The sequence below is a fragment of the Pseudomonas pharyngis genome, assembly GCF_021602345.1.
Classification (GTDB): domain Bacteria; phylum Pseudomonadota; class Gammaproteobacteria; order Pseudomonadales; family Pseudomonadaceae; genus Aquipseudomonas; species Aquipseudomonas pharyngis.
On sequence record NZ_BQID01000023.1, the window covers coordinates 1 to 23,377 of the forward strand.

Annotated in this window: 19 protein-coding genes; 3 read left to right on the plus strand and 16 right to left on the minus strand. The window is 56.8% G+C overall.

Features of this window, described 5'->3' with window-relative positions; all coding sequences use genetic code 11:
* Positions 1-138 precede the first annotated feature (138 nt).
* From L6D74_RS27955 to L6D74_RS28025, 12 genes are all read right to left on the minus strand, one after another.
* The gene (locus L6D74_RS27955; RefSeq protein ID WP_236191346.1) at positions 139-444 is read right to left on the minus strand and encodes a hypothetical protein; all 306 of its coding nucleotides are present in this window, start codon (positions 442-444) and stop codon (positions 139-141) included.
* A gap of 45 nt (positions 445-489) precedes the next feature.
* Complete coding sequence (locus L6D74_RS27960) at positions 490-882, minus strand: hypothetical protein (RefSeq protein WP_236191348.1); 393 nt, start codon at positions 880-882, stop codon at positions 490-492.
* A gap of 115 nt (positions 883-997) precedes the next feature.
* On the minus strand, positions 998-1,288 hold the full coding sequence (locus tag L6D74_RS27965; protein ID WP_236191349.1) for a hypothetical protein: 291 nt from the start codon (positions 1,286-1,288) through the stop codon (positions 998-1,000).
* A 245-nt stretch (positions 1,289-1,533) separates the two neighbouring features.
* Positions 1,534-1,878 carry a hypothetical protein gene (locus L6D74_RS27970; protein ID WP_236191350.1) on the minus strand — a complete coding sequence of 115 codons (345 nt, stop codon included), beginning with the start codon at positions 1,876-1,878 and terminating at the stop codon, positions 1,534-1,536.
* A gap of 597 nt (positions 1,879-2,475) precedes the next feature.
* Positions 2,476-2,862 (minus strand): hypothetical protein, encoded by a 387-nt coding sequence (locus L6D74_RS27975; protein WP_236191351.1) that lies wholly within the window; start codon positions 2,860-2,862, stop codon positions 2,476-2,478.
* The gene (locus tag L6D74_RS30265; protein ID WP_373874500.1) at positions 2,859-7,670 is read right to left on the minus strand and encodes an RHS repeat-associated core domain-containing protein; all 4,812 of its coding nucleotides are present in this window, start codon (positions 7,668-7,670) and stop codon (positions 2,859-2,861) included. The genes L6D74_RS27975 and L6D74_RS30265 overlap by 4 nt, the downstream gene beginning before the upstream one ends.
* Positions 7,667-8,410, minus strand: coding sequence for a DUF4123 domain-containing protein (locus L6D74_RS28000; RefSeq protein WP_236191352.1), 744 nt, complete (start codon positions 8,408-8,410; stop codon positions 7,667-7,669). The genes L6D74_RS30265 and L6D74_RS28000 overlap by 4 nt, the downstream gene beginning before the upstream one ends.
* The gene (locus tag L6D74_RS28005) at positions 8,400-10,442 is read right to left on the minus strand and encodes a type VI secretion system Vgr family protein (RefSeq protein ID WP_236191353.1); all 2,043 of its coding nucleotides are present in this window, start codon (positions 10,440-10,442) and stop codon (positions 8,400-8,402) included. The genes L6D74_RS28000 and L6D74_RS28005 overlap by 11 nt, the downstream gene beginning before the upstream one ends.
* Before the next feature lie 126 nt (positions 10,443-10,568).
* Positions 10,569-11,084: an Hcp family type VI secretion system effector gene (locus L6D74_RS28010; protein WP_039767797.1), complete on the minus strand. Its 516-nt coding sequence runs from the start codon at positions 11,082-11,084 to the stop codon at positions 10,569-10,571.
* Between the two features lie 314 nt (positions 11,085-11,398).
* A complete protein-coding gene (gene hglS / locus L6D74_RS28015) occupies positions 11,399-12,784 on the minus strand; it encodes a 2-oxoadipate dioxygenase/decarboxylase HglS (RefSeq protein ID WP_236191354.1) in 1,386 nt (461 codons plus the stop codon).
* A gap of 111 nt (positions 12,785-12,895) precedes the next feature.
* Complete coding sequence (locus L6D74_RS28020) at positions 12,896-13,834, minus strand: alpha/beta fold hydrolase (protein WP_039767801.1); 939 nt, start codon at positions 13,832-13,834, stop codon at positions 12,896-12,898.
* A gap of 16 nt (positions 13,835-13,850) precedes the next feature.
* Positions 13,851-15,305, minus strand: coding sequence for a flavin-containing monooxygenase (locus L6D74_RS28025; RefSeq protein WP_236191355.1), 1,455 nt, complete (start codon positions 15,303-15,305; stop codon positions 13,851-13,853).
* Positions 15,306-15,495: 190 nt separating this feature from the next.
* Here L6D74_RS28025 and L6D74_RS28030 point away from each other — a divergent pair, with 190 nt between their 5' ends.
* The 3 genes from L6D74_RS28030 to L6D74_RS28040 all read left to right on the plus strand — a co-directional run bounded on the left by L6D74_RS28030 (position 15,496) and on the right by L6D74_RS28040 (position 18,623).
* Positions 15,496-16,569 (plus strand): diguanylate cyclase, encoded by a 1,074-nt coding sequence (locus tag L6D74_RS28030; RefSeq protein ID WP_064595271.1) that lies wholly within the window; start codon positions 15,496-15,498, stop codon positions 16,567-16,569.
* Positions 16,570-16,653: 84 nt separating this feature from the next.
* Complete coding sequence (locus L6D74_RS28035; protein WP_064595273.1) at positions 16,654-17,883, plus strand: M20/M25/M40 family metallo-hydrolase; 1,230 nt, start codon at positions 16,654-16,656, stop codon at positions 17,881-17,883.
* A gap of 437 nt (positions 17,884-18,320) precedes the next feature.
* Entirely contained in the window at positions 18,321-18,623 is a 303-nt protein-coding gene (locus tag L6D74_RS28040; RefSeq protein WP_236191356.1) for a hypothetical protein, read from the plus strand.
* A gap of 78 nt (positions 18,624-18,701) precedes the next feature.
* On the opposite strand, the gene L6D74_RS28045 is transcribed toward L6D74_RS28040, so the two are convergent.
* From L6D74_RS28045 to L6D74_RS28060, 4 genes are all read right to left on the minus strand, one after another.
* Positions 18,702-19,571: an isocitrate lyase/PEP mutase family protein gene (locus tag L6D74_RS28045; RefSeq protein WP_007956238.1), complete on the minus strand. Its 870-nt coding sequence runs from the start codon at positions 19,569-19,571 to the stop codon at positions 18,702-18,704.
* 160 nt (positions 19,572-19,731) lie between these two features.
* Positions 19,732-20,766, minus strand: coding sequence for an arginine N-succinyltransferase (astA, locus tag L6D74_RS28050; protein ID WP_236191358.1), 1,035 nt, complete (start codon positions 20,764-20,766; stop codon positions 19,732-19,734).
* A 55-nt stretch (positions 20,767-20,821) separates the two neighbouring features.
* Positions 20,822-21,838 (minus strand): arginine N-succinyltransferase, encoded by a 1,017-nt coding sequence (locus L6D74_RS28055; protein WP_236191360.1) that lies wholly within the window; start codon positions 21,836-21,838, stop codon positions 20,822-20,824.
* Between the two features lie 118 nt (positions 21,839-21,956).
* The gene (locus tag L6D74_RS28060; RefSeq protein ID WP_085686274.1) at positions 21,957-23,306 is read right to left on the minus strand and encodes an APC family permease; all 1,350 of its coding nucleotides are present in this window, start codon (positions 23,304-23,306) and stop codon (positions 21,957-21,959) included.
* Positions 23,307-23,377 lie beyond the last annotated feature (71 nt).

Sequence of the window (23,377 nt, forward strand, 5' to 3'; positions counted from 1 at the left end):
TGGTGGAGAGGGAGCGGTTGTATGGGAATCGGGTGGTGGTTAAGTATGAGGTGTTGGAGGGGATGATTGAGGGCGGATAGCGGTGATGTAGTTTTTGGTCAGTTGGTTTACTCCATATGTCCGAAGCGTTTATCGATACTAGCTTTCCAGATTTTTCAATATGTTCTCTAGCGCGATTTTGAACTCTTCCCAGTTTTTGGCTTTTTCACAATGAGTAGGATTTTGCCAGTCTTGATTGCGGATTAGAGAGATTACAAAGGAACCGTATGTGCTGAATTCTGGATACCATCCGATATCGAGTATTTGGCCGCATGGGAAAGTCGCTTGAAAAAGGTCTTCCTTTAAGTTTTCTATTTCGAGAGAAGTGTCGATTGTTTGATCAAGCTGGGAAATGTCATCGAGAGTTATTTTGGCTCCGAGAGTGATGATTTTGCTTGTGTTCATTTAATGATATCCAAGGGGTATTTGAGGGGGCTTTTTGAGCACTGCTCAGGTGTTGGTTGGGTATAGGGTGATTTGAATGGCTGAAATCTCTATAAAGCTCGGAAAAATAAGATCTCTATTTTCGTTTTTTAGTGAGATGAGGATGATGGAGTTGCCGAGTTTTAGCGAGCCGCATCCATCTTTGCTAATAGAAATCAGCTCTGCTGTTATATAGGTTGTTTCTGATTCGTGGCGAATTGATGGTGTGTTGCTCATTGATGTGGAGATGTTTTTACCCCAATAAAAATCATCATCAATATTTATTTCGACGTCATAGGAACGGTGTTCTATTGCCTCTAGAGTGAATAAGCTTGAAAGACCTTTTCCGTAAGGGGTGGAGAATTCAACAAGGGTCTTTTCTGTGTGGATTTTAACGATGCGAGATATTGTGATTTTCATGAGTTTATTAGTGGGAGGGTTTTTGATGAGGTTTTTCTTTGATTGAAAAATCTAAAAAATGCCCAATGGCTTTTAGAGTTAATCCCGAATTATTGGAATAGCAGAGAAAGGTTGTCTAAGGCTTCCAAAATTGGATTCCTTCCATATGACGCTCAATATCGTCCATGTCATCCTCTCCGAGGGTTGAATAAAATTTTGTAGAGATGATTTTTCTCACCTTCGCAAGTCTTTGAGTCACCTTCTCGTTGTCAATAAAATCGGTAGTCGCTTTTTGATAATCGTTGACAGGCTTGTCGCAATAGTAGCTTCCCATCTTGTGCAGCGAAATCAAGATAAATTCAATTTCCGCTAGAACCTCAAGGGCGTCCTCTCCATTGATTTCTATTGTTTTATTGTTTTCTAACATTGATTTTTCCGTAAGTGAGACGATTTTTTGTCATTAAAAATTGACTGGTGAAAAAGGGTAGATTTATATTCTTCGATGAAGAATAAATCTGTAAATTTTGGTCGTTTACTTTGGCTTTCTGACTGAAAAGGGCACAGATTTATTTTCTTTAACGAAAAAATAAATCTGTGCCCTCTAGTTTTAATGTTCTAGAAAGGGGGGGTGTTTTATTAAGCTGAAAATGAATCTTCATCGTTTGATTTTTATTAGGTACGTTGGTTAAAAATAAAAAATATTCCAGTCTCTTTTTCAATTGCTATTTTGTTTAGCTTTACTATGTCATTAAATACTTCAAGATGGCTACTGTTAAACGCCTCGCTAAAGAATGCAAGCGTGGTTCCTAGATTTTTCTGCCCCTTGATGGATTCATCTTCGTATTCGTCAATTAGCGTTCCCAAAGCTTTATTGATTTTTTCAACCACTCCAGAATTGGAGAGGTCGGCGTATTGATCATTCGTCAATATTAGTTCAGCTAAATCACCTGGTTGAGCTTCGTCCATGTCAAGGCGTTGCATTGCAAGTGCGTTAAGGGGAACTGATATTATTTTCAATTAAGGCTCCTTGCTGAATAAATATTAAAAAGAGGAAGGATTAATTTTTGTTAGCGAAAGTGAATCTATCCTTTTGAATTTTATTGGGCTCATGGTTTTGTTAAGTTTTTTCAATGTCTATAGCGCGGCCATTGTTTTTTACTTCTTGAAGCTCTTGCTCAAAGGAGTGCTTCGATGGGTTTTCGTTTTTTTTTTGTCGTATTCTTTTCTTAGTCGTCGAAATAGGGTGCTGATATTATCTTTTACTTTTTTGTCAAGGCTTTCAGAGCGAAAAGGGGACAGGTTTATTTTCTTTAATGAATAATAAATCTGCCCCCTTTAATTGCTAGGATTGAAAAGAGGGCAGATGTATTTTTCTCAGCGAAAAATAATAAATCTGTCCCCTTTGGATTGTGACGAGAGCTCCAGGTTCATTTCCTAAAATCTTTCTAGGTTCTGCTGCTACTTCATCATTAACTTTCAGTATTTTTGCGCCAGTCCAACTCTTAGGTGCGAAGGTATGATTGAAAAGGGGCAGATTTATTTTCTTCAAATAATATATCTGTCACTTTGGATTTCGCTTTGGATTTTTTGCTTTTTCTTTTTTCGATTTGGTGGTTATAGCGGATATTCACAGCGCCATGGTGTAGTGAAAAGCTCTGGATTGATATCGAGTTTTTCAAGTAGAGCGTTGATCTCATCCTCGGAGTTCATGGTTTCTATTTTTTCGATAGTAATATCGCGGTCATCTATGCCGTCGCTTGTTTCAAGTGTTTCGGTAGGAATTGTAAATATTACAATCGCGTATCGGAAGCTTTTTGAATGGTGGATGAAATCGTAGTATTGGTTTGGGTCGTTGGTGAAGGAGTACTTGTAAATGGCATAAACTGAAATCCATTTTCTTAATGATGGTTCATCGGATTCTAGCTCTTGCGCAATGTTGTCGTAGCCTGTCCCGTCAAGCCCATACCAAACACTTCGTGGGATATATTTTTGCGCTGTCATTTTTGTCCCTCGAACGGATTCGGCCAATAAATTCGGATGACTTTTCCATCTTTTGGATGTAGCTGCAAATGAGGCATAGCAGCATGTGGGTCTGTTGGGCTGTGGTTCGCCATATAAACTTTTCGCGTTTCAATATTGGAGACAGGCGTGTCGTCCCAGTGGTAGTAAGATTCTTTGCCCTGAGGCGTTTGAAAATAATCCTTAGCTGTCACTGAGTTGAATTCCTCTGCGTTTCTATAGCCTTGACCTACATATTTCCCTCTAAATATTTCTTCTGCTTCCGCTCGGCTGCTTACAGTTACGTCCTTTGCACCTTGATCAAGCTGAGCTGACGCCCTTTTAACGGTAGGACTTGACCACTCTACATCTGGTGCTGATGGTTCTTTAGTATCGACTTTGGCATTTTTTGCCGGTGTTGTTGCGTTTCCTTGACCATCTCCATCTGGTGGGCATCCATTCAAACCCAGCGGATCCACCCACCCCGTGGGGTTCGGCACGTACTGGTAGCTATTCAACCCACCCGCAAGCTTGATCGGATCCGGTGTCAGAAAACGGCCAGTCCCCGGATTGTAGTAGCGGTGCCGGTTGTAATGTAACCCTGTCTCTACGTCGAAATACTGACCCTGGAAGCGCAACGGGTTATCGATTTCGCTGACATCCAGCGCCGCGAGGTTGCCGTACGCACGGTACTTCGCCGACCACATGATCTCGCCACTGTAGTCGGTGAGTTCCTGCGGTGTGCCCAGGTGATCGAGCTGGTAGTAGAACGGCGTTGCCTTACGCGGGCCTTCGCCGTCGAGCATCGCCAGCGGGCGGAAGCTGTCGGGTTCGTAGATGTAGGTGCGATAGCGGTTGTCGCCGCTTTCGGCGATCAGGCGTTCGCCTTGCCACAAGAATTCGGTGGTATGGCCATCGACAGTTTTCTCGATGCGGCGACCGAAGGCGTCGTACTTATAGGATGCATTGCTGCCGCCCGGCAGGCTGACACCGATCAGTCGATGCTGGCAGTCGTAGCGGTATTCGGTGACAAGTTTCTGTCCGGTGCCACGGCGTTCGCGGATCAGGTTGCCATAGGCGTCGTAGTCGTAGTGGCGGTCGCCCTGCATCAGCAAGCGGTTGCCTTTGACGTTGGCGAGGTTGGCTGTGCCTTCGTTGTTCTGGCCGAGCAGGTTACCGGCCGGGTCGTGGGCGAAGGTTTCCGGTGTCGCGCCACGTACGCTGGTCAAGCGGTCCAGCGGGTCGTAGTGGTAGCTGCGGTTGCCTTTGCGGCTGTCGTCGATGCCGGCGAGGTTGCCGTTGGCGTCGTAGTTATAGCGACGCTGGAACAGATTTTTTTCACGCTGGCTCACGCTGTGCGCTTGCAGGCGGCCTTGTTCGTCGTACTGGTATTGGCTGAGCAGCAGTCCTTGTTGGCGTTGCTGTTCGCGACCGGCGCTGAATTGGTGGCTGGTCAGGCGTGAGCCATTGAGGTCAATACTGCTAAGACGTCCGCCTGAGAGATGACGGTAGTCGAGTGTGCTGCCATCGGGGAGGCGGCAGTGACTCAGTTGTCCGACGCTGTCGTATTCGTAGCGCGTGGTGCCCCAGCCCTGATGCTCGGTGATCAGGCGATCCTGCACGTCGTATTCGTAGGCAAGCGGCCAGTGTCCGTCGTCGACATTCACCAAACGGCCCAGGGCATCGTAGCTGTAGTGTATTTCTTCGCCATCGGCGAGGGTTTTCACCAGCAGTCGACCGGCAGCATCGCGCTGATACTCGGTGACCAGTTCGCTGCCGTCATCGCCGAATTCGGTCTTCTTCAGCAACTGGCCGTTGAGGTCGTATTCGTACGCGGTGCGGCGGCCGTCGAAACCGGTTTCCTGCTGGATCAGACCGTTGGCGTAGTAGTCGAGCTTGTAATGCTCGCCGCGCTCGTTTTCGATTTCAGTGAGTAGCAGGCCGGCGTTGTCGTAGCGGTAGCGCAACTGGCTGCCGTCGGGATTGATGCGGCGGCTGACCAGATGCAGGTTGTCGGCGTATTCGTATCGGGTGATGCGGCCGAGCTCATCGCGCTCGGCGGTGACGCGTCCGTACGGGTTGTAGGTGAAGGTACGGCTGGCGCCGCCGGGGAGGGTGACCTGAGTCAGGCGGTCGACGGCGTCCCATTGGTAATGGGTGATGGCGCCGAATTCGTCCTGGCGGGTGATCTGCCGTCCAAGTGCATCGTAGCGATACTTGCGCTGACCACCGTCCGGAAGACGTTCCTCCAGCAATTGACCGAGATTGTTCCAGCCCAGTTGATGGCGACTGCCATCAGGGTGATGAATTTCCAGCAGCCGGCCCTGGCCGTCGTAGTTGTAGCGGGTTTCGTTGCCCTGCGGGTCGATTTGCTGGGTGATGTCACCTTGACGGTTACGGCTGTATTGCCAACGTGCCTTACCTCGTTGGACGTCGATGAGTTGGCCATTGAAGTAGTTGTACCGAGTGGGTTCGCCTTCTGGAGGAATTACCGCTATCAGACGGCCGGCTTCACTGTATTGGTACTCAATGACCGCACCCAGTGGGTCCTTAATCGCAACTAGTCGCCCTTCATCGTCATAGGCCTTCTGCGTTTCACCGCCATCGGGTGCAGTTTCGCTGACCAGACGTGCATTGTCGTCATGCACATAGATTTGCTCGCTGCCATCGGCGTTATAGACGGTGACTGAACCTTTATCGTCCCACTCGTAACGTGTTTCGAGTGACGAGTAGTTCGCCCAATGGCGGACACAACGAGAATGCTTGCCCTCGTGCTCCCATTCCCAAAAGAAGCTGGCGCCACCCGCCAATTGCCGCTCAAGGATGACGTGCTGGTCGTTGTAGCGGTAATGCTCGGTTTCGCCGGCGGCATTGGTCGCGGATACCAGTTGGTTCTGCGTGTTGTAGCGATAGCTGACCAGCGTCTGAATGGTCAACCATGGATCCTGGCGTTCGCCCCGCTCGTTGTACTCAGGGCGCTGTTGTTGGTAGTCCACTGCGACGATGTGTCGGTTGTCGTAACGTAGCAGCAAGGAGCGACCCGCGCCGTTATCGATACGCTGGACGCGGTCCACCAAGTCATAGCTGATGTGTAACTGGTTGTCGTAGGCATCGCTGATCGTTATCAAGCGTCCAGCACGGAAGTGATAGAAGCGTGAGCTCGATCCGGCTTGAGTCAGGATCAACTCGCCGGGTGCATCACCCAGGAAGATTGCCGCCTGAGCCAGGCTGTTAGTAATGGCCGGACGTTGTTCGGTTGGTATCGGGAAGCGTGTCTGGCGGTTTTCATTGTCAGTCCACAGCACGCCCTCATCATCGAGTTGCAAGCTGTGGGAGAGCGAATGACTCCAGCCATGACCCAGACGACTGTCTATTTCGACTGCACTGCTACGGTACAGGCGCGTCCATTCGAAGGGCAGCAGGCCAGCCAATTTGCCATCGGTGAGTGTCAGCAACTCTTCACCGGTCACCATGGATACCGGATCACCGTTCTTGCAGGTATTGGCTGCACATTCGCTGGGCTTGTCCGCCGGGTTCTTTGATTGTTCCGGAGCGTTTTGAATAGACTCTTTTTGTTCCAGACGCGTTTCGTTCTGAGTCTTGCGTCGCGTGTGGATCTGAGAGTCCGGTTCAACCTTGGCACCCGCAGCCGGTGTGGGATGTTTGGGCTGAACGGCCGATTGGGCTGCCGTGTGAGGTGAGATCTCTGCCGCGACTTTTTTGCTTGAGTTGGTCACTCCAACGCCGGAAAGCCTCAACGGTGCGGCTGCCTCCGCGTGTGCTTTTGAGCGAATGCGGCTGATTTCAATCAGCTTGGCTGTGAGCTTCTCTACCAGTTTGAGAGCTTTTTCAGCCTGCAACGTTGATGTGACAGTTTTGGCGCCAGCACGTAATGCAACACCAAGGCCGGCAGTGAAGATAATCCCGAGAATAATATAAACAATTTCAGTTTTGAGTCTGGCGACAACTTGTGCCCGCGTTTGCGGTGGCAGCATAGTGACCCAGGCCCATACCGCAGAGATATAAACCCATAGAAGTGGCTCATCACATGCAATCAAGAATGCGGTTCGTAGTGACTCCTTCGATGAGTTATATATCTTTTTGATTGCCTCTTCGGTGAAGTACTTCTTGAGCTTTTCATAATTTTTTCGAGGGTTGGTAACCAACTCGTAGAGCGACTTGATGTCGCCCCAAATGCTCATTATGAAGCTCCAGAAACCATCCCAGTCTGCTTGCATTTTCTGCCAGAGTTTTTCTGACAAGGATGCGTTGCTGTGCTCTTTCCAGAGTGGCAGGCATGTTGTGCTCCACTCACTTTCAAGCCATTTGGTCAAATCACCCATGACGCCATCATAGGATTTGAACAGGCGTTCGAGGTCAGCAGGAGTCGGATTCGGAAAGAAGGAGACCCGATACCGTTGGTGTGGCGTGAGGTCGGAAATAACCTCAATTCCGCTAGGGCCGATTTTCTTCTTTAGGGCGGCCCCCATCGGTTTGTTTTCTTTATCGACGGGTACTAGCTCGACTGGTGTGTTTCCAATCGGAACAAACCTTGCGGACTCGAAGCTATGAATGAGCGTTAGCTTTCCATTTTCAGGACAGGTTGCATAGTTTACGGCCCTTTCTTTACTGTCTTTAGGTGCAGGTTTTAATACCTCGTCACCGACCTGAAACTGTTGCTCCAGGTCAAGACCAGGTAAGTATCTGGCCTTGGAACGATAATCTGAAAGGCAGCTTTTGAACTCGGCAATTATTTTTTTGGGGTCTGGTTGTTTCTCGGTGAGATAAATAAAAGTTTCGCCCAGGCTCATACATCTACCTCACTTTCCAGATGGGCCTTCAGTAGGCCGGTAAAATTTTCTTCCGTGAGTGGCGTGCGTTTTACGAAACGCGCCACTTTCTTTTGCAGGTTCGATTCCGGGAACGAGAAGTACAGGTCGGCATGTTCGTCCAGCAGCCACTGCATCATGTTGCCGATTACGGTCGACGGATTTTCGGCCATCAAGCTGTCCAGCAGGTCTTTCGGCACCTCCCACCACGGCCAATCCTTCGCCTTCGGCACCACCCTCGGCCCGACTTCCAGACTCCGCCCATTAATCAGATACCGCTCAAACACCGGCAACACTTCCCCAGCCGCCTCACCCAGCCCTTCAAGAATCGGATAAATATGCCGCCCATCCCAGAACCGGAAAAACACTTCGGTCCCGTCCGGCATTTTCACCTGGGTCAAACTGCGCAGATGTTCGAAAACTTCGTTGGGTTCCGAGCGGGAGACCGCCAGCCAGCCCCAGTCGAGGGCGTCGGTTTCGGTGATCCAGGGCAGGAAGGCCGAGTTGGCCTTGAGTTCGGCGACGTATGGCATCACCGGTTGCCAGGTGGAGTAGGGTGTTCCACCCCAGACGGGAATGGCCTGCACGGACGGTTCGCTCTGATACAAGGCCTTGAGCGCTTCGGCATCACTGGCGGCGCTGACGATCAGATACAGACGTTCGTCTTTTTGCAGCGGCTGTTGCGCCAGCCAGTCTTTGGGTGTCAGTCGATTAGATGGCACAGGCACCTGCCTTGCATTTTTCGCACTCTTCGCAGAACGGCGCATTACGTTTGAGGGTGTTGATTTGCGCCGGGGTCAGTACGGCACCAGCCTTGTCGGCATCCGCCTGCTTCAACACGCCCGGCAGCAGTGGGGCGGCACCGGTGCCGCTGCCCGGTCCACCACCGGAGTTGATGTTGATCGCCGGCCCGCTCATGGTCACGCCGCCGCCATCGATCTTGATGAAGCTGCCACCGCCGACCAGCGTCAGTTCGGCCCCGGCTTCCAGCACCACCTTCATGCCGCTGCTGAGGTGAATTTCCTGGCCGGCGTCGATGAATTGCCCGGTGCCGATCTTGATGTGCTGGTTCACGCCCACGGTCAGGTGGTCGTTGGCCCGTGCTTCGACTTTGCGGTCTTCGTAAACCGTGTGGTGTTCTTCGGCCTTGAATTCCGTGTAGCTGTTCTTTTCCACGACGTCGTGGCGTTCGTTGCCGACGCGGATTTTCTGGTCGTGTTCGATGTTTTCGTCCCAGTCGCGCTGGGCATGGAGGAAGATCTGTTCCTGGCCTTTCTTGTCTTCGATGCGCAGTTCGTTGAAGCCGCCGCCACCCATCGAGCTCAGGGTCTTGAAGGTGGTGCGGGTCTTGTTCGCCGGCAGGGCGTAGGGGACGGTGTTTTCCTTGTGGTACAGGCAGCCGCTGATCAGCGGCTGGTCGGGGTCGCCCTCGAGGAACGTCACCAGCACTTCCATGCCGATGCGCGGGATGGCGATGCCGCCGTACTGGGCACCGGCCCAGGCGGAAGACACGCGCAGCCAGCAGCTGGTCTTGTCGTCGGCCTGGCCGTCGCGGTCCCAGTGGAACTGGACTTTGACGCGGCCGTATTCGTCGCAGTGGATTTCTTCGCCTTTTGGGCCGGTAACCACGGCGCTCTGGCTGCCGAGGATGCGCGGTTTCGGGTGGCGTAGGGGCGGGCGGTTCGGCACGTCCCACGGGGTGGCCTGAAAGCGGTTGCGGTAGCCCTGATGGAAATCGTCTTTGAGCGCGGTGGTGTCGCTGGTGACCGACTCTTCCAGCACTTGCGGCTGCTTGCCTTCGTGCAGGACTTCGGTGAGCAGCCACAGGTCATTCCACTTGGCCTTCGGGTGTTCTTTGAGTGCGAGGAAATGGCCGCTGACCAGCAACGGCTGGTCGCTCTTGCCTTCGGCGAGCTGGAAGTCGCTGCGGTGGCGTTCGAGGGCGCGTTTGGCCAGGTGCTTGCCGCGTTCGCGGTCGATGAAACGGCCCGGATAGTCGTAGTCCTCGAGGTCGGGCAGGGCGTCGCCGCGGTTTTCGCTTTCCAGCGTCAGGCGCGGTTTTTCGAAGTCGTAGTCGCGGCGGGTGGTGCGGCTGGTGCGGGTTTCCAGGCGCAGGTCGAAGCGCTTGATCACCGGGTTGCTGGCGACCATGCCGGAGTCCTGCTGATAGGCCACCGGCGCCAGTTTCTTGAACACCGTCTGGTCATCGCCGAACACCAGTTTGTGGCCCGTGGCGCTGTGCTGGAAGTGGTAGTGAATGCCTTCTTCTTCGCACAGGCGCTGGATGAAATGCAGGTCCGATTCGTCGTATTGCACGCAGTAAATGCGGTCGGGGTAGATCGAACCGGTCTGGAACGCGTAGGCGTTGCCCTGGATGCCGTGTTCTTCGAGGACCTTGCCGATGATTTTCGGCACGCTGAGGTTCTGGAAGATCCGCTGGTTGATTCGGTGCGCGAGATACGCCAGTTGCGGGCGCAGGGTCACGGAGTAGCGCGTCAGGCGCTTGCCGGAATCGCCTTGCGCGGCGCGGTAGATCAGGCCGTGGATACCGCTGCCGTCGGGCGACAGCTGCAGGAAGGCCGGTTTGTGCAGCAGGGTTTCGAGGTCCAGCGACGGCTGCTCACTGACCAGCTCCACCTCGAATACAAAAGGCTGGCTGATGGCTTCCCGACCGGTCAGGGTAAACACCTGGAAATCGGCGGAAAGACCTTCGATGGTCAGGGCAAAGTGGGTTTCATTGGCCGGCGCGAACATCCCTTGTTCCTCGTGCTGTACAGCGGCGTTCGTCGACCGTTAACGATCGACGCACGCGAAATTCTGGAGGGGCGTAAACAACATCGACCAGCAGAGCTGGCCGATGCTTGTAACGATCAGCCGTAATTAAACGACTGGAGCACGCCAGTCATCGGAACCCGAAGTACCGGATACTTCGTGGGTCCAGGTGATTTTGCGGTAGGTGAACTGCACTTCTTCCAGGTGGGTGAAGTGGGCGTTCGATGGATCCTGGCAGTTGTGCATCTTGTTGTTGATGGCGACGATGATCGCGTCTTCCAGTTTGGTGGTGTAGTAGTGCTCTTGGGTGCCTTGAGCCGAAGTGCGGTACCACTGGATAACGATTTCGCTCATGCGCTCGCCGGAGGTCAGAGCGGCTTGCAGCAGTGGCGAAGCCTTGTCGTAGACCTTGGTGATGATCACTGGCTTGTGAACGCGCTGACCGGTTGGCTGACCGGATTGTGGGTCACGCGGGATGATCACGTCGTGGCTGAAAGCCTGAACCATAACCTGGTCTTCGTGGCCTTCTTGGTAGGTGTTGCCAACGGAGTCGGCGGTGAAGGCGCCGGCAGTGATCAGGCCTTGTTTTTCGCCGGTAACCGACATGTACGCTGGTGTTGCCATGGGATGCTCTCCTTGCGGATAAAGTTAGGGTGCCCGGGAGGCGAAATCGCCCGGTGGGTGCCTGACTGTTATCAAGGAGCGTGCCAGCTTTTGCCACGTCCCCGGGAGCCGGGGACTTCACCGCTCTGCATCGCGGGTTTGAGCGTTTTTTGATCAGCCAGGTAGCTCAAAGTGCGCAAGAAGTTGCGCAGTACTGCGCAACTTCTTGCGCACTTGGCTGGAGGCCTTGAAACACATGGCCTCCAGCGGAATCGGTGAGCATTTTTACGAAACGAGTGCGCAACTTCTTGCGCAGTATGGCCAATCGCCGCTTTTCACGCGGATCGGGCAATTGCAGTGAGGCATTCCTCAATCGAACGTTGCTGGGTTTCGGCATACAGGCCCAACTCATCAATGGTCGAACGCCCCAGGGCCAACTCGAACGCCTGTCGATTGGAATGCTCGCCATAGTGTGTCTGCGCCGCGTCCCCCAGGTTCGACTGAAAAATCCCTGCCGCACTGACTGGCAGGAAATCTTCGTACACCAGCGGTTCGGCTTTCACATAGCCGTCGCGTAATAACCCTTGCAGCGAAGCATCAGCGGGACGACTCGCCGCCAGCCCTTTGTCTGTCAGGAAATACCGGAAATACGCCAATTCCTGCTCACGCATGCCCTCGAGACTGTCAGGGAATTCGCTGAAGTGCCGGGCCATCAGCGCGTTGTAGCGTGAGGCGTTGGCTTCGTTGGGGAAATCGCCCAGTTCATCGCGTGCCGCGTTCAGCAGCCGGTCGTACAACGCACGGCCCTTGGGGGTCAGCGCCGCGCCACGCTGTTCGATTTCGCCGAAGCGGGCGCTGTGGCTGCCGCGGGTTTGCGTCTGGTCGGTGAAGGCGATCGGCTCGTCCAGCGCCTTGAAACTGGTCTGACGCAACAGGATCGGGTGCTGCCGGCGCGGAGGGCCTTCGATCACCGCTTTGGGCGTGATGCCGTGCAGTGGCATCTGCGCCTGGACGATGTCAATGTCCAGCGTGCGCGGGGTCAGGTGGTTGATGTGCGGGCCCTTGAACGCGACGACATCGGCGATCAGGCGATGCTGGGTGCTGAGGGTCTGGTACTGAGCGGCAGTGACGGTGGCGCTATGGTGCCAGCGAAAAGTCTCCAGCGCTTGCAGGACAAATTCCCCGGCCTCGGAATCATTCAGGCCGCCAGCAGATTCAGCCTGTTCGATCAGCCTTAACGCCGAAGGCGTAAAGATCGAACGCTTATCCAGCACCGATTCAGCAAAGGCCCGCAGCTCAGGATCTTCAATCAACTCCAGTCGCAACAACGAAGTGAACACCCGGAACGGGCTGACCTGCAGCGCATCTTCATGCACCGCCCGGAACGCCGTGGAATGCACCGGCACCCCGGCAGGGGTCAGGTCGTAATAGCCCACCGGTTGCATGCCCATCACTGCGAACAAACGGGCGAGGGTGGCGAGTTCGGTGGCGGTGCCGACGCGGATGGCGCCGTGGCGCTCCATGTCCAGCCGTTCGATTTCGCCGGTGCTGTGCAGTTGTCTGGCGACTTGCGGCTCGCGTGCCAGCACGTCGCGGTTGGTCTGTTCCACCAGTTCCATCAACGCGCCGTACAGTGGCACTTCTTCGCGGTACATGTCGGACATCGCTTTGGAGAAGCGTTGGCGGATCAGGTCGGGGCTGACGAAAGGCTGCACGGTCATGAAAAAAATTCCTGGCACGGTCACGTAAAGGATGTCGGAAAAGATCGCAGCCTTCGCCGACGCGGGCAAACGAAGAATCCTACGAACTTCATTCTGCCAACGACTGACCATTTACCTGTCCTGGCGCGAGTTTTCCCCCAGAAACTCCCGATACAGACGTGCCGTGTTCGACGGCTGTTCGACCATCGGCATATGGCCGACGCCGTCCCAGACATCGACCCGCAGATTGCTGATGCCTTTGCTCCACACCGGTACGCTGCTGACGTCGATCAACCGGTCCTTGCGGCCCCAGAGCAACAGCGCCGGGCATTTGATGTCCGGCAGTTTCGGTTCCATCGGCGGGCTGGCGCGAAAATCCCGGAAGATCTCTTCCAGTTCGTCGCGGCATTGTTCGTAGCGCTGGGCGATCGCGTCGAGCACCAGACCGGGCACCCACGGTGGCGAGGCCATGGTCATGGCATAGAAACGTCGGAATTCTTCCCGGGAATTGATCAGAAACGGATTGTGCCCACGGGCGAGGTGGCGCTCCATGTCGCTGGGCTCGGGCGCTGTGACACCCGCCGGGTCGATCAGCGCCACCGAAGCAATGCGATCCGGGTAGGTCGCTGCCAGCCACGCGGCGATGTAGCCGCCCATGGAGTTGCCGATCACATGGACTTTCTCGACGCCGCAAACGTCGAGCAACTGGATCATGCGCTTGGCCTGCACCGGAATATCGTAGCCACCGCCGGCCTTGAAGCCGGTTTCGCCGTGGCCGGCCAGGTCCGGGATGATTACCCGGTACTGCCCGACAAAATGCCGGGCGAAGCGCAGCCACAGGTTTTTTTCAGCGCTGTAGCCGTGCAGCATCAAAATGCTGCTCGACGCTTCATAAGGCCCGCCTTGCCAGGTCGACACGGTCATTTCGGCAATCGGCACTTCAATCTTGTGCAACCGGTACAGCCTGGCCTCCAGGGCCGCGCTCAGATCGTAGAGCCAGTGGCCGACCGCCGGGTAACTCAACCAGCTCCAGGCCACGAAAACCGCGAGGGCGACAAACAGCAAAAGCATCGTGGGTCTTCCTTGTTCAAGACAGAATGTGGTCGGCCGGTTTCAGCGCCCGGGTCAACCGGTGGTAGCTGAAACTGAAGCCGGGGAACATCGCGATCACATGACCGCTTTTGCTTTGATACCAACTGTGGCAGCCGCCGGTTTTCCAGACCGTGCGCTCCATCTCCCGGTGAATCATCTGAGTGTAGGTACGTTCTGCTTCGGGGCGAACCTCGATGCTGCGCAGACCTTTGGCCTGCAAGGTGCGGATGCAGTCGAGGATGTAGTTCATCTGCGATTCGATGATGAACAGCGCCGAGGTGTGGCCGATGCCGGTGTTCGGCCCGGTGACGATAAACAGGTTGGGAAAGTCCGGCAGGCTGGTGCCGAGGTAGGCGCGCGGGTACTGCGCCCAGACATCGCGCAGTTGCACAGCGTTTTTTCCGCTGACCGGGTAGGAAATCACGCCGTCGGTGGCGTCGTAACCGGTCGACCAGACGATCAGATCGACGTCGATGTGCTGGCCGTCCGTGGTGACGATGCCGGTTTCGTCTAGGCTGGCGATGCCTTGCTCGCGGCTGTGCAACATGACGTTGGGCCGGGTCAGTGCCGGGTAGTAGGTGCTGGAGAGCAGCACCCGTTTGCAGCCGATGGTGAAGTCCGGTGTCAGTTTTTTCCGCAACTCGGGGTCAGTCACTTGGCGTTTGAGAAACTTCAGGGCCTGGCTCTGCACCATGTGAATCGCCGGTTTCGAATATTTGAAGGCGATAACCCGGGTTTCGAACTGCCAGTAGATCATCCAGCGCAGCAGCTTGTAGGCCGGTTTCAGACCCAGCAGCCAGCGCTGGAATCGCCCGAACGTACGATCGGCCCGGGGCAGCACCCAATGCGCTGTGCGCTGAAACACATGCAATTGGGCGACCTTCGGTGCAATGGCCGGAATCACCTGAGCCGCACTGGCACCGCTGCCGACAATCGCCACGCGTTTACCGTGATAGTCGTAGCTGTGATCCCAATTGTTTGTATGAAAGGTCTTGCCCTGAAAGCGATCCTGGCCGGGAAAGTGTGGGATAACCGGTTGGCTCAGCGGCCCGGTGGCATTGATCAGGAACTGCGCATAAAAAGTGCCTTTGGTGCCGGTGTGTACGGCCCAGCGTTTTTCTGCGTCGTCCCATTCGACGCGCTCGACGTTGGCCTGCAGTTCCACTCGGTCGCGCAGGCCAAACCGCTCGACCACATGGTCCGTGTAGCGGTGCAGTTCCGCCTGTTCGGCGAACATCTGCGTCCAGCGATAGGGCGCAAACGATAGGGAATACAGCGGCGACGGCACATCCACCGCCGCGCCGGGGTAGGTGTTCTGGCACCAGGTGCCGCCGAAGAAGTCGCGGCGCTCCAGCAAGCGAAAGTCGTCGATACCGGCCTTGAGCAGGTTGACCGCCGCGCACTGGCCGCCAAAACCGCTGCCGATGATCAACACTTGATAGGTCTGCATGGGCCTCCTTCTTAGAGTCTTTTTTCCATTTTCTTCCTTTCATGTATAGCCAATCATTTGCTCGCCGTGTGGTGCTGATGACGGGGTATTCGGCCCGCTGGCCGGTGATGGCTATTTGACGTTGCCCTGATAGACTCCCAATACATCGGGTCTGCGGTCTGCGCAGTGCCGTCGAGTGGTCGAGGCCCCTATGGGAAGAACGGGAGGAAAGGGACTTTCACTGGCCAGGAGGCTCTATACATCGCGAATCCTCGGGCTGGTTCTGGGGCTTTTGTGCGTGAGCGTCGCGATGTATCCACTCGATCCGCCGGCCTGGGTCTGGGCGGTGATGCTGTTCAACGGCCTGGTCTGGCCGCACCTCGCGTATCAATGGGCGCGCCGGGCGAAGGTTCCGTACCACGCCGAACACCGTAATTTGTTGATCGACGCCTTTCTCGGTGGCTTCTGGGTCGCCGCCATGCACTTCAATCCCTTGCCCAGTGCCACGACCATTTCGATGATGGCGATGAACAACGTCGCCATCGGCGGCCTGCGTTTTCTGCTGGCCGGCGCGGCGGCGCAGTTGCTTGGCGTCGGCGTCGGGCTGGTGGTATTTGCCCCCGCGTTCGTCCCGATGACCACGTCGGCACAGCTCTATGCCTGTCTGCCGCTGTTGATGCTGTATCCGCTGGCGCTGGGCTGGATCTGCTTTCGCCAGGCCTACACTCTCGGCTTGCATAAACGCGAATTGCTGGCGCTGAGCCGCACCGACAGCCTCACCGGTCTGCTCAATCACGGCGCCTGGAAGGATCAACTGGAAGTCGAGTTTCAACGCTGCAAACGCCAGCAGAGCGGTGCGGCGATTGCGCTGATCGACATCGACCATTTCAAGGCGATCAACGACACCTACGGCCATGTGGCCGGCGATATCGTCCTGCGCCAGCTGAGCAAGATGCTCAAGCAGAACCTGCGCATGGCCGATGTGGCGGGGCGCTACGGCGGTGACGAATTTTGCGTGATCCTGCCGGACTTGCCGCTGTTCAATGCGGTGCAGGCGATGGAAGCCTTGCGTGAGCGTTTTTCCTTTCTGGTGTACGAACAGAACCCGGCGCTGAAAGTCAGCCTGAGCATCGGTCTGGCGGCACTCGATCCGGCCCAAGGCGACGCGACACGCTGGCTCGATGACGCCGACCAGGCGCTGTACGAAGCCAAGGCTGGCGGGCGTAACCGGGTGATTTGCTGCAGCGACGACAAGCCGCGGCGCGAGGTATTCGATTCGGTTTGAACGGATCGGGTGTCGCATCCGGGATGGAGCCTCGGGGCGATGTCAGGTACGGTTCAGTACCCGACACGAAACAAGGATTGATTCATGACGTTCAAATTCCGTCGTTCTCTGCTGGCCGGTCTGTCCCTCACTTTTGCAGCCTCCGGTGTCTTTGCCGAACCGCACAAACAAGTGCTGGCCGATGCCGAGCAATACAAGCCCGAAGCCCTGAAGTTGCTCGAGCGCCTGGTCAATATCGACTCCGGTTCAGGGTATGAGCCGGGGCTCAAGCAAGTCAGCGACATCGCCATCGACGAGCTGAAAAAGCTCGGCGCCACCATCGAGCTGGTGCCCAATACGCCGGAAAAAACCAACCACGTGCTCGCCACGCTCAAAGGCACCGGCAAGGCGAAAATCCTGCTGATGGCGCATATGGACACGGTGTTCAAGGAAGGCTCCGCCGCCGAGCGACCATTCCACATCAAGGACGGCCGCGCCTACGGGCCGGGCGTGATGGACGACAAGGGCGGGATCGTCGCCGGCATCTACGCGCTGAAAATTCTGAAGAATCTCGACTTCAAGGACTACGCGCAAATCACCTTCCTGCTCGATGCCAGCGAAGAAACCGGCTCGGACGTCGCCACCGACCTGATCAAGAAAACCGCCAAACTTCACGACGTCACCCTCAACCTCGAACCGGGCCGTCCGGCGGATGGACTGGTGGTGTGGCGCAAGGGCAGCGCCACCGCGCTGGTCGAGGTCAAGGGCAAGGCCGCCCACGCCGGCGTCGCGCCGGAACTGGGGCGCAACGCGGCGATGGAGGCGGCGCATCAGATCCTGCAACTGGGCAAGCTGGGCGACGAAGCCAGGAAAACCACCATCAACTTCACCGTGCTCAAGGCCGGCGACCGCACCAACGTAATCCCGGATCAGGCCACGGCCAAGGCTGACGTGCGGGCGGCGGTGCCGGAAGAGTTCGACCGGATCGAGAAGGATCTGGCGCGGGTGTCCCAGGACAAACTGATTCCTGACACCGAAGTGAAGACTTCATTGCAACGCGGCTTGCCACCGATGCCGCAGACGGCGGAGTCGGATCGTTTGATGGCGATGGCGCAAGGGATTTACGGTGAAATCGGCCGTAAGTTGACCGAAGAAGGCAGCGGCGGGGCGGCGGATGCGAGCCTGTCGGCCGGGGTGGGGACACCGACGCTGGACGGGTTCGGGATTGTCGGCGGCAACATTCATACGCCGGAGGAATACGCGGAGGTGGAGAGTGTGGCGCCGCGGATTTATCTGTTGTCGCGGATGATTATGGAGTTGGCGAAGGGGCGGTGAGCCGGTCGGTGGAGTAGCGGAGTTGGCGGGGTGTCAGGCAGATTTCTCCCTCACCCCAGCCCTCCCGAAACGTCGGACCGCCCGGAGGGAGAGGGAGCTGACCGAGGTGTCTTGCGCTATACATCGACCTGAAACACCGAGTCGATTATGGATTCAGCGCAAATCTTTCACGTCGGTGTATCTCACCAATATCCCCCAATCGGTCCCCTCTACCTCTGGGAGAGGGCTAGGGTGAGGGCCAGATATCAAGCCGAACACCGCGATCAAAGCCGCTCGAGATCGGGGGGCAAGAAACGTACAAAATTTGCGGAAATTTCTGATAGTCGTTCTCGTTGCCGGCATCCAGTACTGACTTTATAGTCTCGGCTCGCGACAAAAACGCGACGATCTTGGCCGGTCGAGCAGACAGGAATATTCCCTAATCAAGAGCAACTGCTATGACCGATCAAGTAATCTCCCGCTACCTCCCCATCGACACCTACGACGCCGAATCCCCGGTGCTCTTCATCAATACCCAAAAAGAACTGAGCGACATGGCCGCGTGTGCGATGCACCGTTTCGTGGTCGTGCGCGATCTGGCGGACACCTTTTCCAGTCTCGACCTCAAGGGCATCTCGGATTGTGATCTGACGCGCATTACCAGCGCAGTGCATCTTCTGATGCGGGAGGGCTGCGCCATTCTGAACGTGATTCAGACGCGGGCATTACAGCGGGAAGAAGGCTTCAAGACAGCGGTCTAGCGGTTTCGCGGCGGGCGCCATGCGAGTGGACTCGTGATGGCGTCGGGCCGCTCTGCCTCTTTGTAGCGTGGTGCGAGGTTACTCTTTGACGCTCATGTATTCCTTGGCCCAGAGGATGTATTCCTCAGGCTGGGTGTAGGTGTGGGTCAGTTCGGTGGCGCTCAGGTCGGAAGCCTGGGTGAAGATCTGGCGTTGTTCGCGCAGGCTGTCGTAGGTCGCCTTGATCGCTGCGAAGTAGGCACCGTGGCCGTCGATGGTCACGCGCACACCCAGTTCGGCCAGGCGTTTGTCGTCGCGCAGCGCCGGGTTGCCGTAGGTCACCAGCATCAGCGGGACGGTCAGGTGTTCGGCGATCTGCTCGAGCTGATCGAAGTCCTGAATACCCACCATGCAGATACCGTCGGCACCGGCAGCCTGGTACTGCTTGGTGCGGCTGATGATTTCCTGGTTCGGCAGGATGCCGGCGTTGGTCCGGGCGATGATTGCCATTTCCGAATCGACCCGGGCTTCCAGTGCGGCGCGGATCTTGCCGACGCCTTCGGCGACGGTGATCAGGTCGGTGGATTTGCGGCCGAATTGTGCTGGCAGCAGGGTGTCTTCGATGGTCAGCGCGGCGACGCCGGCGCGTTCCAGTTCAACGATGGTGCGCATCACGTTGAGGGCGTTGCCGTAGCCGTGGTCGGCGTCGGCGATCACCGGTAATTGGGCGACGCGGCCGATGCGGGTGGCCTGTTCAGCGAATTCGCTGAGGGTGATCAGGGCAAAGTCCGGAGCGCCCAGCACCTGCAACGAGGCGACCGAGCCGCCGAGAATCCCTACTTCAAAACCCAGGTCAGCGGCGATGCGGGCAGACATCGGATCGAACACCGAGGCGGTGTGATAGCAGGTGTCGGAAGCCAGCAGCTGACGGAAGTTACGGCGCAAATCTTGATGAGAAAGCCTGGTCATACGAGTTCCACCAATACAAAGGAATGGAAAGGCTTGAGCAAAGGTGTCAACGCCGAAGGTGAAAAGGCTATCACGCCAATGGGTCAAGGATCATGACGAATTAACGAGGAAGTTAACCAGGAAAAACCTGTTCAGGCGCTTTCTCTCCAGGAATCTGAGCTCAGGCCGCCACCGCCTGCTGCTGTCGATTGGGCAACGGCACTGCCCGCACCGAGTTGCCCGGCTGCAATTGCAGGCGTTTGGCGGTCAGGCGGTCGATCACCAGACTGCTGCCGACCCGGCGGCCCGGCGCGACGGTGATGCGGCAGTTTTCCAGGCGGCGGTTGTGGATCAGCCAGAGCGGCGCCTTATCGTCCGGTGTGCCGATGCTCAGGGTCAGTTCCAGGCTGTCGCGCACCGTGCGGATATTGCGGATCGGCGCCTCGATGACCGGGCCGCCGTCAAATATGTCGATATAGCCTTTATGGGCAAAACCCTCGGCCTGGAGGATTTTCAGCGCCGGCTCGGTGTTGGGGTGGGCCTGGCCGATCACGGCCTGGGCCTGTTCGGTGAGCAGGCAGGTGTACAGCGGCTGACGCGGCATCAGTTCGGCGATGAAGGCTTTATTGCCGAGCCCGGACAGGTGGTCGGCATGGCTGAAATCCATCTGGAAGAAGTGCCGGCCCAGACTGTCCCAGAACGGCGAACAGCCTTGCTCGTCGGCACTGCCGCGCAGTTCGGCGATCATCTTCTCGCCGAACAGGTGCGGGAATTCGGCAACAAACAGCAAACGCCCCAGCGACAGCAGACGTCCATTGCTGCCGTGGCGCTGGTCGTGGCGTAGGAACAGCGAGCACAATTCCGATTGGCCGGTCAGTTCATTGTTGAGGAACAGCGTCGGAATCTGCCGCTGAATACCCAGGTCCGGCGCCGAGCTGACGGTCAGCCCGACCCGATAGTTGTACCAGGGCTCACGCAGGCCGACGGCCCCGGCCAGGGCACTGACGCCGACCACGCGCTGTTCGTCGTCTTCAAGCACGAACAGGTAATCGGCATCGGCCCGCTCGACCTGTTCGGCGAAGGCGCGCTGTGCCCAGCGTACCCGGTGGGCCAGGCGATCTTCGTTGGCGGGCAGGGTGGTGAACCCCGGCCCGGCCTGTTGCACCAGCGTCATCAACGCTGGCAGGTCGCTGACTTGAACCGGACGGACAATCATGCTGCAACTCCTTTTGCGCGCCTGCTCGGGCACTGTCGTTGGGTAGGGGCGCGATTCATAGGGCGATTACCCGGATCGTACCGCCAGTGCGGACGTTGAGCGCCGCGCACAGGGCCGGGTCAAGCGCCAGGGGCTGACCGGGCTGGTAGTCCAGCTCGGCGACCACTGCCCGAAAGCCATGCAGCGCCTCATTGCTCACCAGATAGCGACCGCGGGCATCAATCAGGGATTGCTCCTGAACCGTGGTGGTCTGGCTCTGCGCGATCGAACGGATGTTGGCGGTGCGTGCATACAAGGTCGGGCCGGCATCGAACAGGTCGATGTAGCTGTTGGTTTCAAAACCTTCGCGCTCGAGGATGTCGAAGGCTTCCTGGCCGTCCGGGTGAATGCGGCCGATGCAGTCCTGCGCCGCTTGCGGCAGCATTGGCACGTAGATCGGGTATTGCGGCATCAGCTCGGCGAGAAACGTACGGCTCTGCAAGCCGCACAGGCGTTCGGCCTCGACGTAGGGCAGGTCGAAGAAATGTTTGCCCAGCGCATCCCAGAACGGTGAATGCCCTTGCTCGTCGCTGTAACCGACGATTTCGGTGATCACCGCTTCGGCAAAACGTGGCGCGTGGGCGGCGATGAACAGCAGCCGTGCCCGCGACAGCAATTCGGAAAACGGCGTGCGCACCAGCGCTTCATCGATGTGAAAACCGCGCAACAGCGTATGCCCGCTCAGGTCGTGGCACAACGACAATGCCGGCACGCCGTGCTCGATATTCAGCTCCCGCGAGGCACTGGTGAAGTGGCGGTTGCGCAGGCTGTAGAACGGCTCGTTGAAACCTGCGGTGGCGAGAATTTCCGAACAGCCGACCAGTCGATGGCTGTCGATGTCTTCCAGCACGAAGAAGTAGTTCTCCGGGCCCTGAGCGGCCGCATCGCTGTCGAACGAGGCGCAGGACGCGGCGATTTTTTCGCCCAGGCGTTCGCTGTCGTCCGGCAGGGATGTGACGCCTACCAGGCTGTCGCGCGCCAATTGTTGCAATTGAGGCAGGTCGTTTGGCTCGACTGGACGTAAGACCAGCATGGATGCACTCCTGTATCAAAAGGTTCGGCCCATTCGCCGAACCTGACTATCACTGTCGGTTTCCACGCGTTAAAGCGGCGGTCGCCTGATTTGTTGTCAGACGCCGCTCTTTTTCTTGTCAGCCATTGCTCGGGTCAGGCAGCGCGGTACTGGCGCCGAGCTTGTTCAGGAAGAACAGGTACACCAGACCCAGTGCGATCCAGATCAGGCCGAGTTTCTGGGCATCGACGCCCATGTTGTACATGATGGCCGCGACGATGATGAAGCCGATCACCGGGCAGATCAGGTGACGGATCACCTGGCCGGATTTCTGCCGGCGCCAGTAGTAGTTGATCACCGTCAGGTGCAGCAGCATGAAGCCGCTCAGTGCGCCGAAGTTGACCAGCGAAGTCAGGGTGTCCACCGAATTGATGAACAGGTAGCAGATCACCAGCGACAGCACGGCCACCAGATAAATGCTCAGGTACGGCGTGTTGTGTTTCGGGTGCACCTTGGCCAGCACTTTCGGCAACTTGCCGTCGCGGGCCATGCCGAACAGCAGGCGCGAGACTGCTGCTTGTGAGGTGATCGCCACCGCCACGCCCCAGGCCAGGGCCGTGGCCACGCCGGTCAAGGTTGCGAGCCAGCTGCCAGCGGCGATTTCGGCGATTTCATAGAACGCAGTGTCGGCGGACTTGAAGCCCATGCCGGCTGCCAGATCGGTAGCGATCCAGGTTTGCGCAACGAAAATCACACCCATCACCACCAGGGTGATCAGCGCCGCTTTGCCGACGCTGCGGCCCGGATCGCCCTTGATCTCTTCGGCGAGGGTGGAGATCGCATCGAAGCCGAGGAACGACAGCACCGCAATCGACACCGCTTGCATCAGCAGGGCGAAGTTGAAGGTTTCCGGGTGATACAGCGGCGCGAGGGTCAACTGGCCGTTGCCGCCACCGTTGTGCAGGGCGTTCCAGGCGTAGAACAGGAAAATCCCCAGCACCACCAGTTGCGCCAGCAGGAACAGGATGTTCATGCGAGCGGTGAAGGTGATGCCACGCAGGTTGACGAAGGTTGCGCTGACCAGGAACGCCAGAATGAAACCGACTTTCGGGATGTCCGGGTAGAGGTGGTTGAGCGCCATCGCCGCGTAGACGTAAAGCAGCGGCGGAATCAGCAGGTAATCGAGCAGCATCAGCCAGCCGGCGATGAAACCGACGTGTTGATTCAGGCCCCGTTGCGCGTAGGAATACACCGATCCGGCAATCGGAAAGGCTCGGGCCATGCTGCCGTAGCTGAGCGCGGTGAAGACCATCGCCACCATGCCGATGATGTACGCCAGAGGCACCATCCCCGGTGCCTCGGCGTTGACGTAGCCATACACGCCGAACGGGGCGATGGGGATCATGAAGATCATCCCGTACACCACCAGATCGGTCAGTGTCAGGCTACGTTTCAACTCCTGTTTGTAGCCGAACTCTTCTATTTCCATGAAGCGCAACTCCTTGTCAGCCAATCGGTCGTTTTAGTTGTTATATCGGTCCGTCGTTTACAGCATCAGCA

What these genes read in the sequence shown, in the direction of transcription:
- L6D74_RS27955 (WP_236191346.1), bottom strand. Translation starts at nt 444, where the DNA reads ATGAACACAAGCAAAATCATCACTCTCGGAGCCAAAATAACTCTCGAT.
- L6D74_RS27960 (WP_236191348.1), bottom strand. Translation starts at nt 882, where the DNA reads ATGAAAATCACAATATCTCGCATCGTTAAAATCCACACAGAAAAGACC.
- L6D74_RS27965 (WP_236191349.1), bottom strand. Translation starts at nt 1,288, where the DNA reads ATGTTAGAAAACAATAAAACAATAGAAATCAATGGAGAGGACGCCCTT.
- L6D74_RS27975 (WP_236191351.1), bottom strand. Translation starts at nt 2,862, where the DNA reads ATGACAGCGCAAAAATATATCCCACGAAGTGTTTGGTATGGGCTTGAC.
- L6D74_RS30265 (WP_373874500.1), bottom strand. Translation starts at nt 7,670, where the DNA reads ATGAGCCTGGGCGAAACTTTTATTTATCTCACCGAGAAACAACCAGAC.
- L6D74_RS28005 (WP_236191353.1), bottom strand. Translation starts at nt 10,442, where the DNA reads ATGTTCGCGCCGGCCAATGAAACCCACTTTGCCCTGACCATCGAAGGT.
- L6D74_RS28010 (WP_039767797.1), bottom strand. Translation starts at nt 11,084, where the DNA reads ATGGCAACACCAGCGTACATGTCGGTTACCGGCGAAAAACAAGGCCTG.
- hglS (WP_236191354.1), bottom strand. Translation starts at nt 12,784, where the DNA reads ATGACCGTGCAGCCTTTCGTCAGCCCCGACCTGATCCGCCAACGCTTC.
- L6D74_RS28020 (WP_039767801.1), bottom strand. Translation starts at nt 13,834, where the DNA reads ATGCTTTTGCTGTTTGTCGCCCTCGCGGTTTTCGTGGCCTGGAGCTGG.
- L6D74_RS28025 (WP_236191355.1), bottom strand. Translation starts at nt 15,305, where the DNA reads ATGCAGACCTATCAAGTGTTGATCATCGGCAGCGGTTTTGGCGGCCAG.
- L6D74_RS28030 (WP_064595271.1), top strand. Translation starts at nt 15,496, where the DNA reads ATGGGAAGAACGGGAGGAAAGGGACTTTCACTGGCCAGGAGGCTCTAT.
- L6D74_RS28035 (WP_064595273.1), top strand. Translation starts at nt 16,654, where the DNA reads ATGACGTTCAAATTCCGTCGTTCTCTGCTGGCCGGTCTGTCCCTCACT.
- L6D74_RS28040 (WP_236191356.1), top strand. Translation starts at nt 18,321, where the DNA reads ATGACCGATCAAGTAATCTCCCGCTACCTCCCCATCGACACCTACGAC.
- L6D74_RS28045 (WP_007956238.1), bottom strand. Translation starts at nt 19,571, where the DNA reads ATGACCAGGCTTTCTCATCAAGATTTGCGCCGTAACTTCCGTCAGCTG.
- astA (WP_236191358.1), bottom strand. Translation starts at nt 20,766, where the DNA reads ATGATTGTCCGTCCGGTTCAAGTCAGCGACCTGCCAGCGTTGATGACG.
- L6D74_RS28055 (WP_236191360.1), bottom strand. Translation starts at nt 21,838, where the DNA reads ATGCTGGTCTTACGTCCAGTCGAGCCAAACGACCTGCCTCAATTGCAA.
- L6D74_RS28060 (WP_085686274.1), bottom strand. Translation starts at nt 23,306, where the DNA reads ATGGAAATAGAAGAGTTCGGCTACAAACAGGAGTTGAAACGTAGCCTG.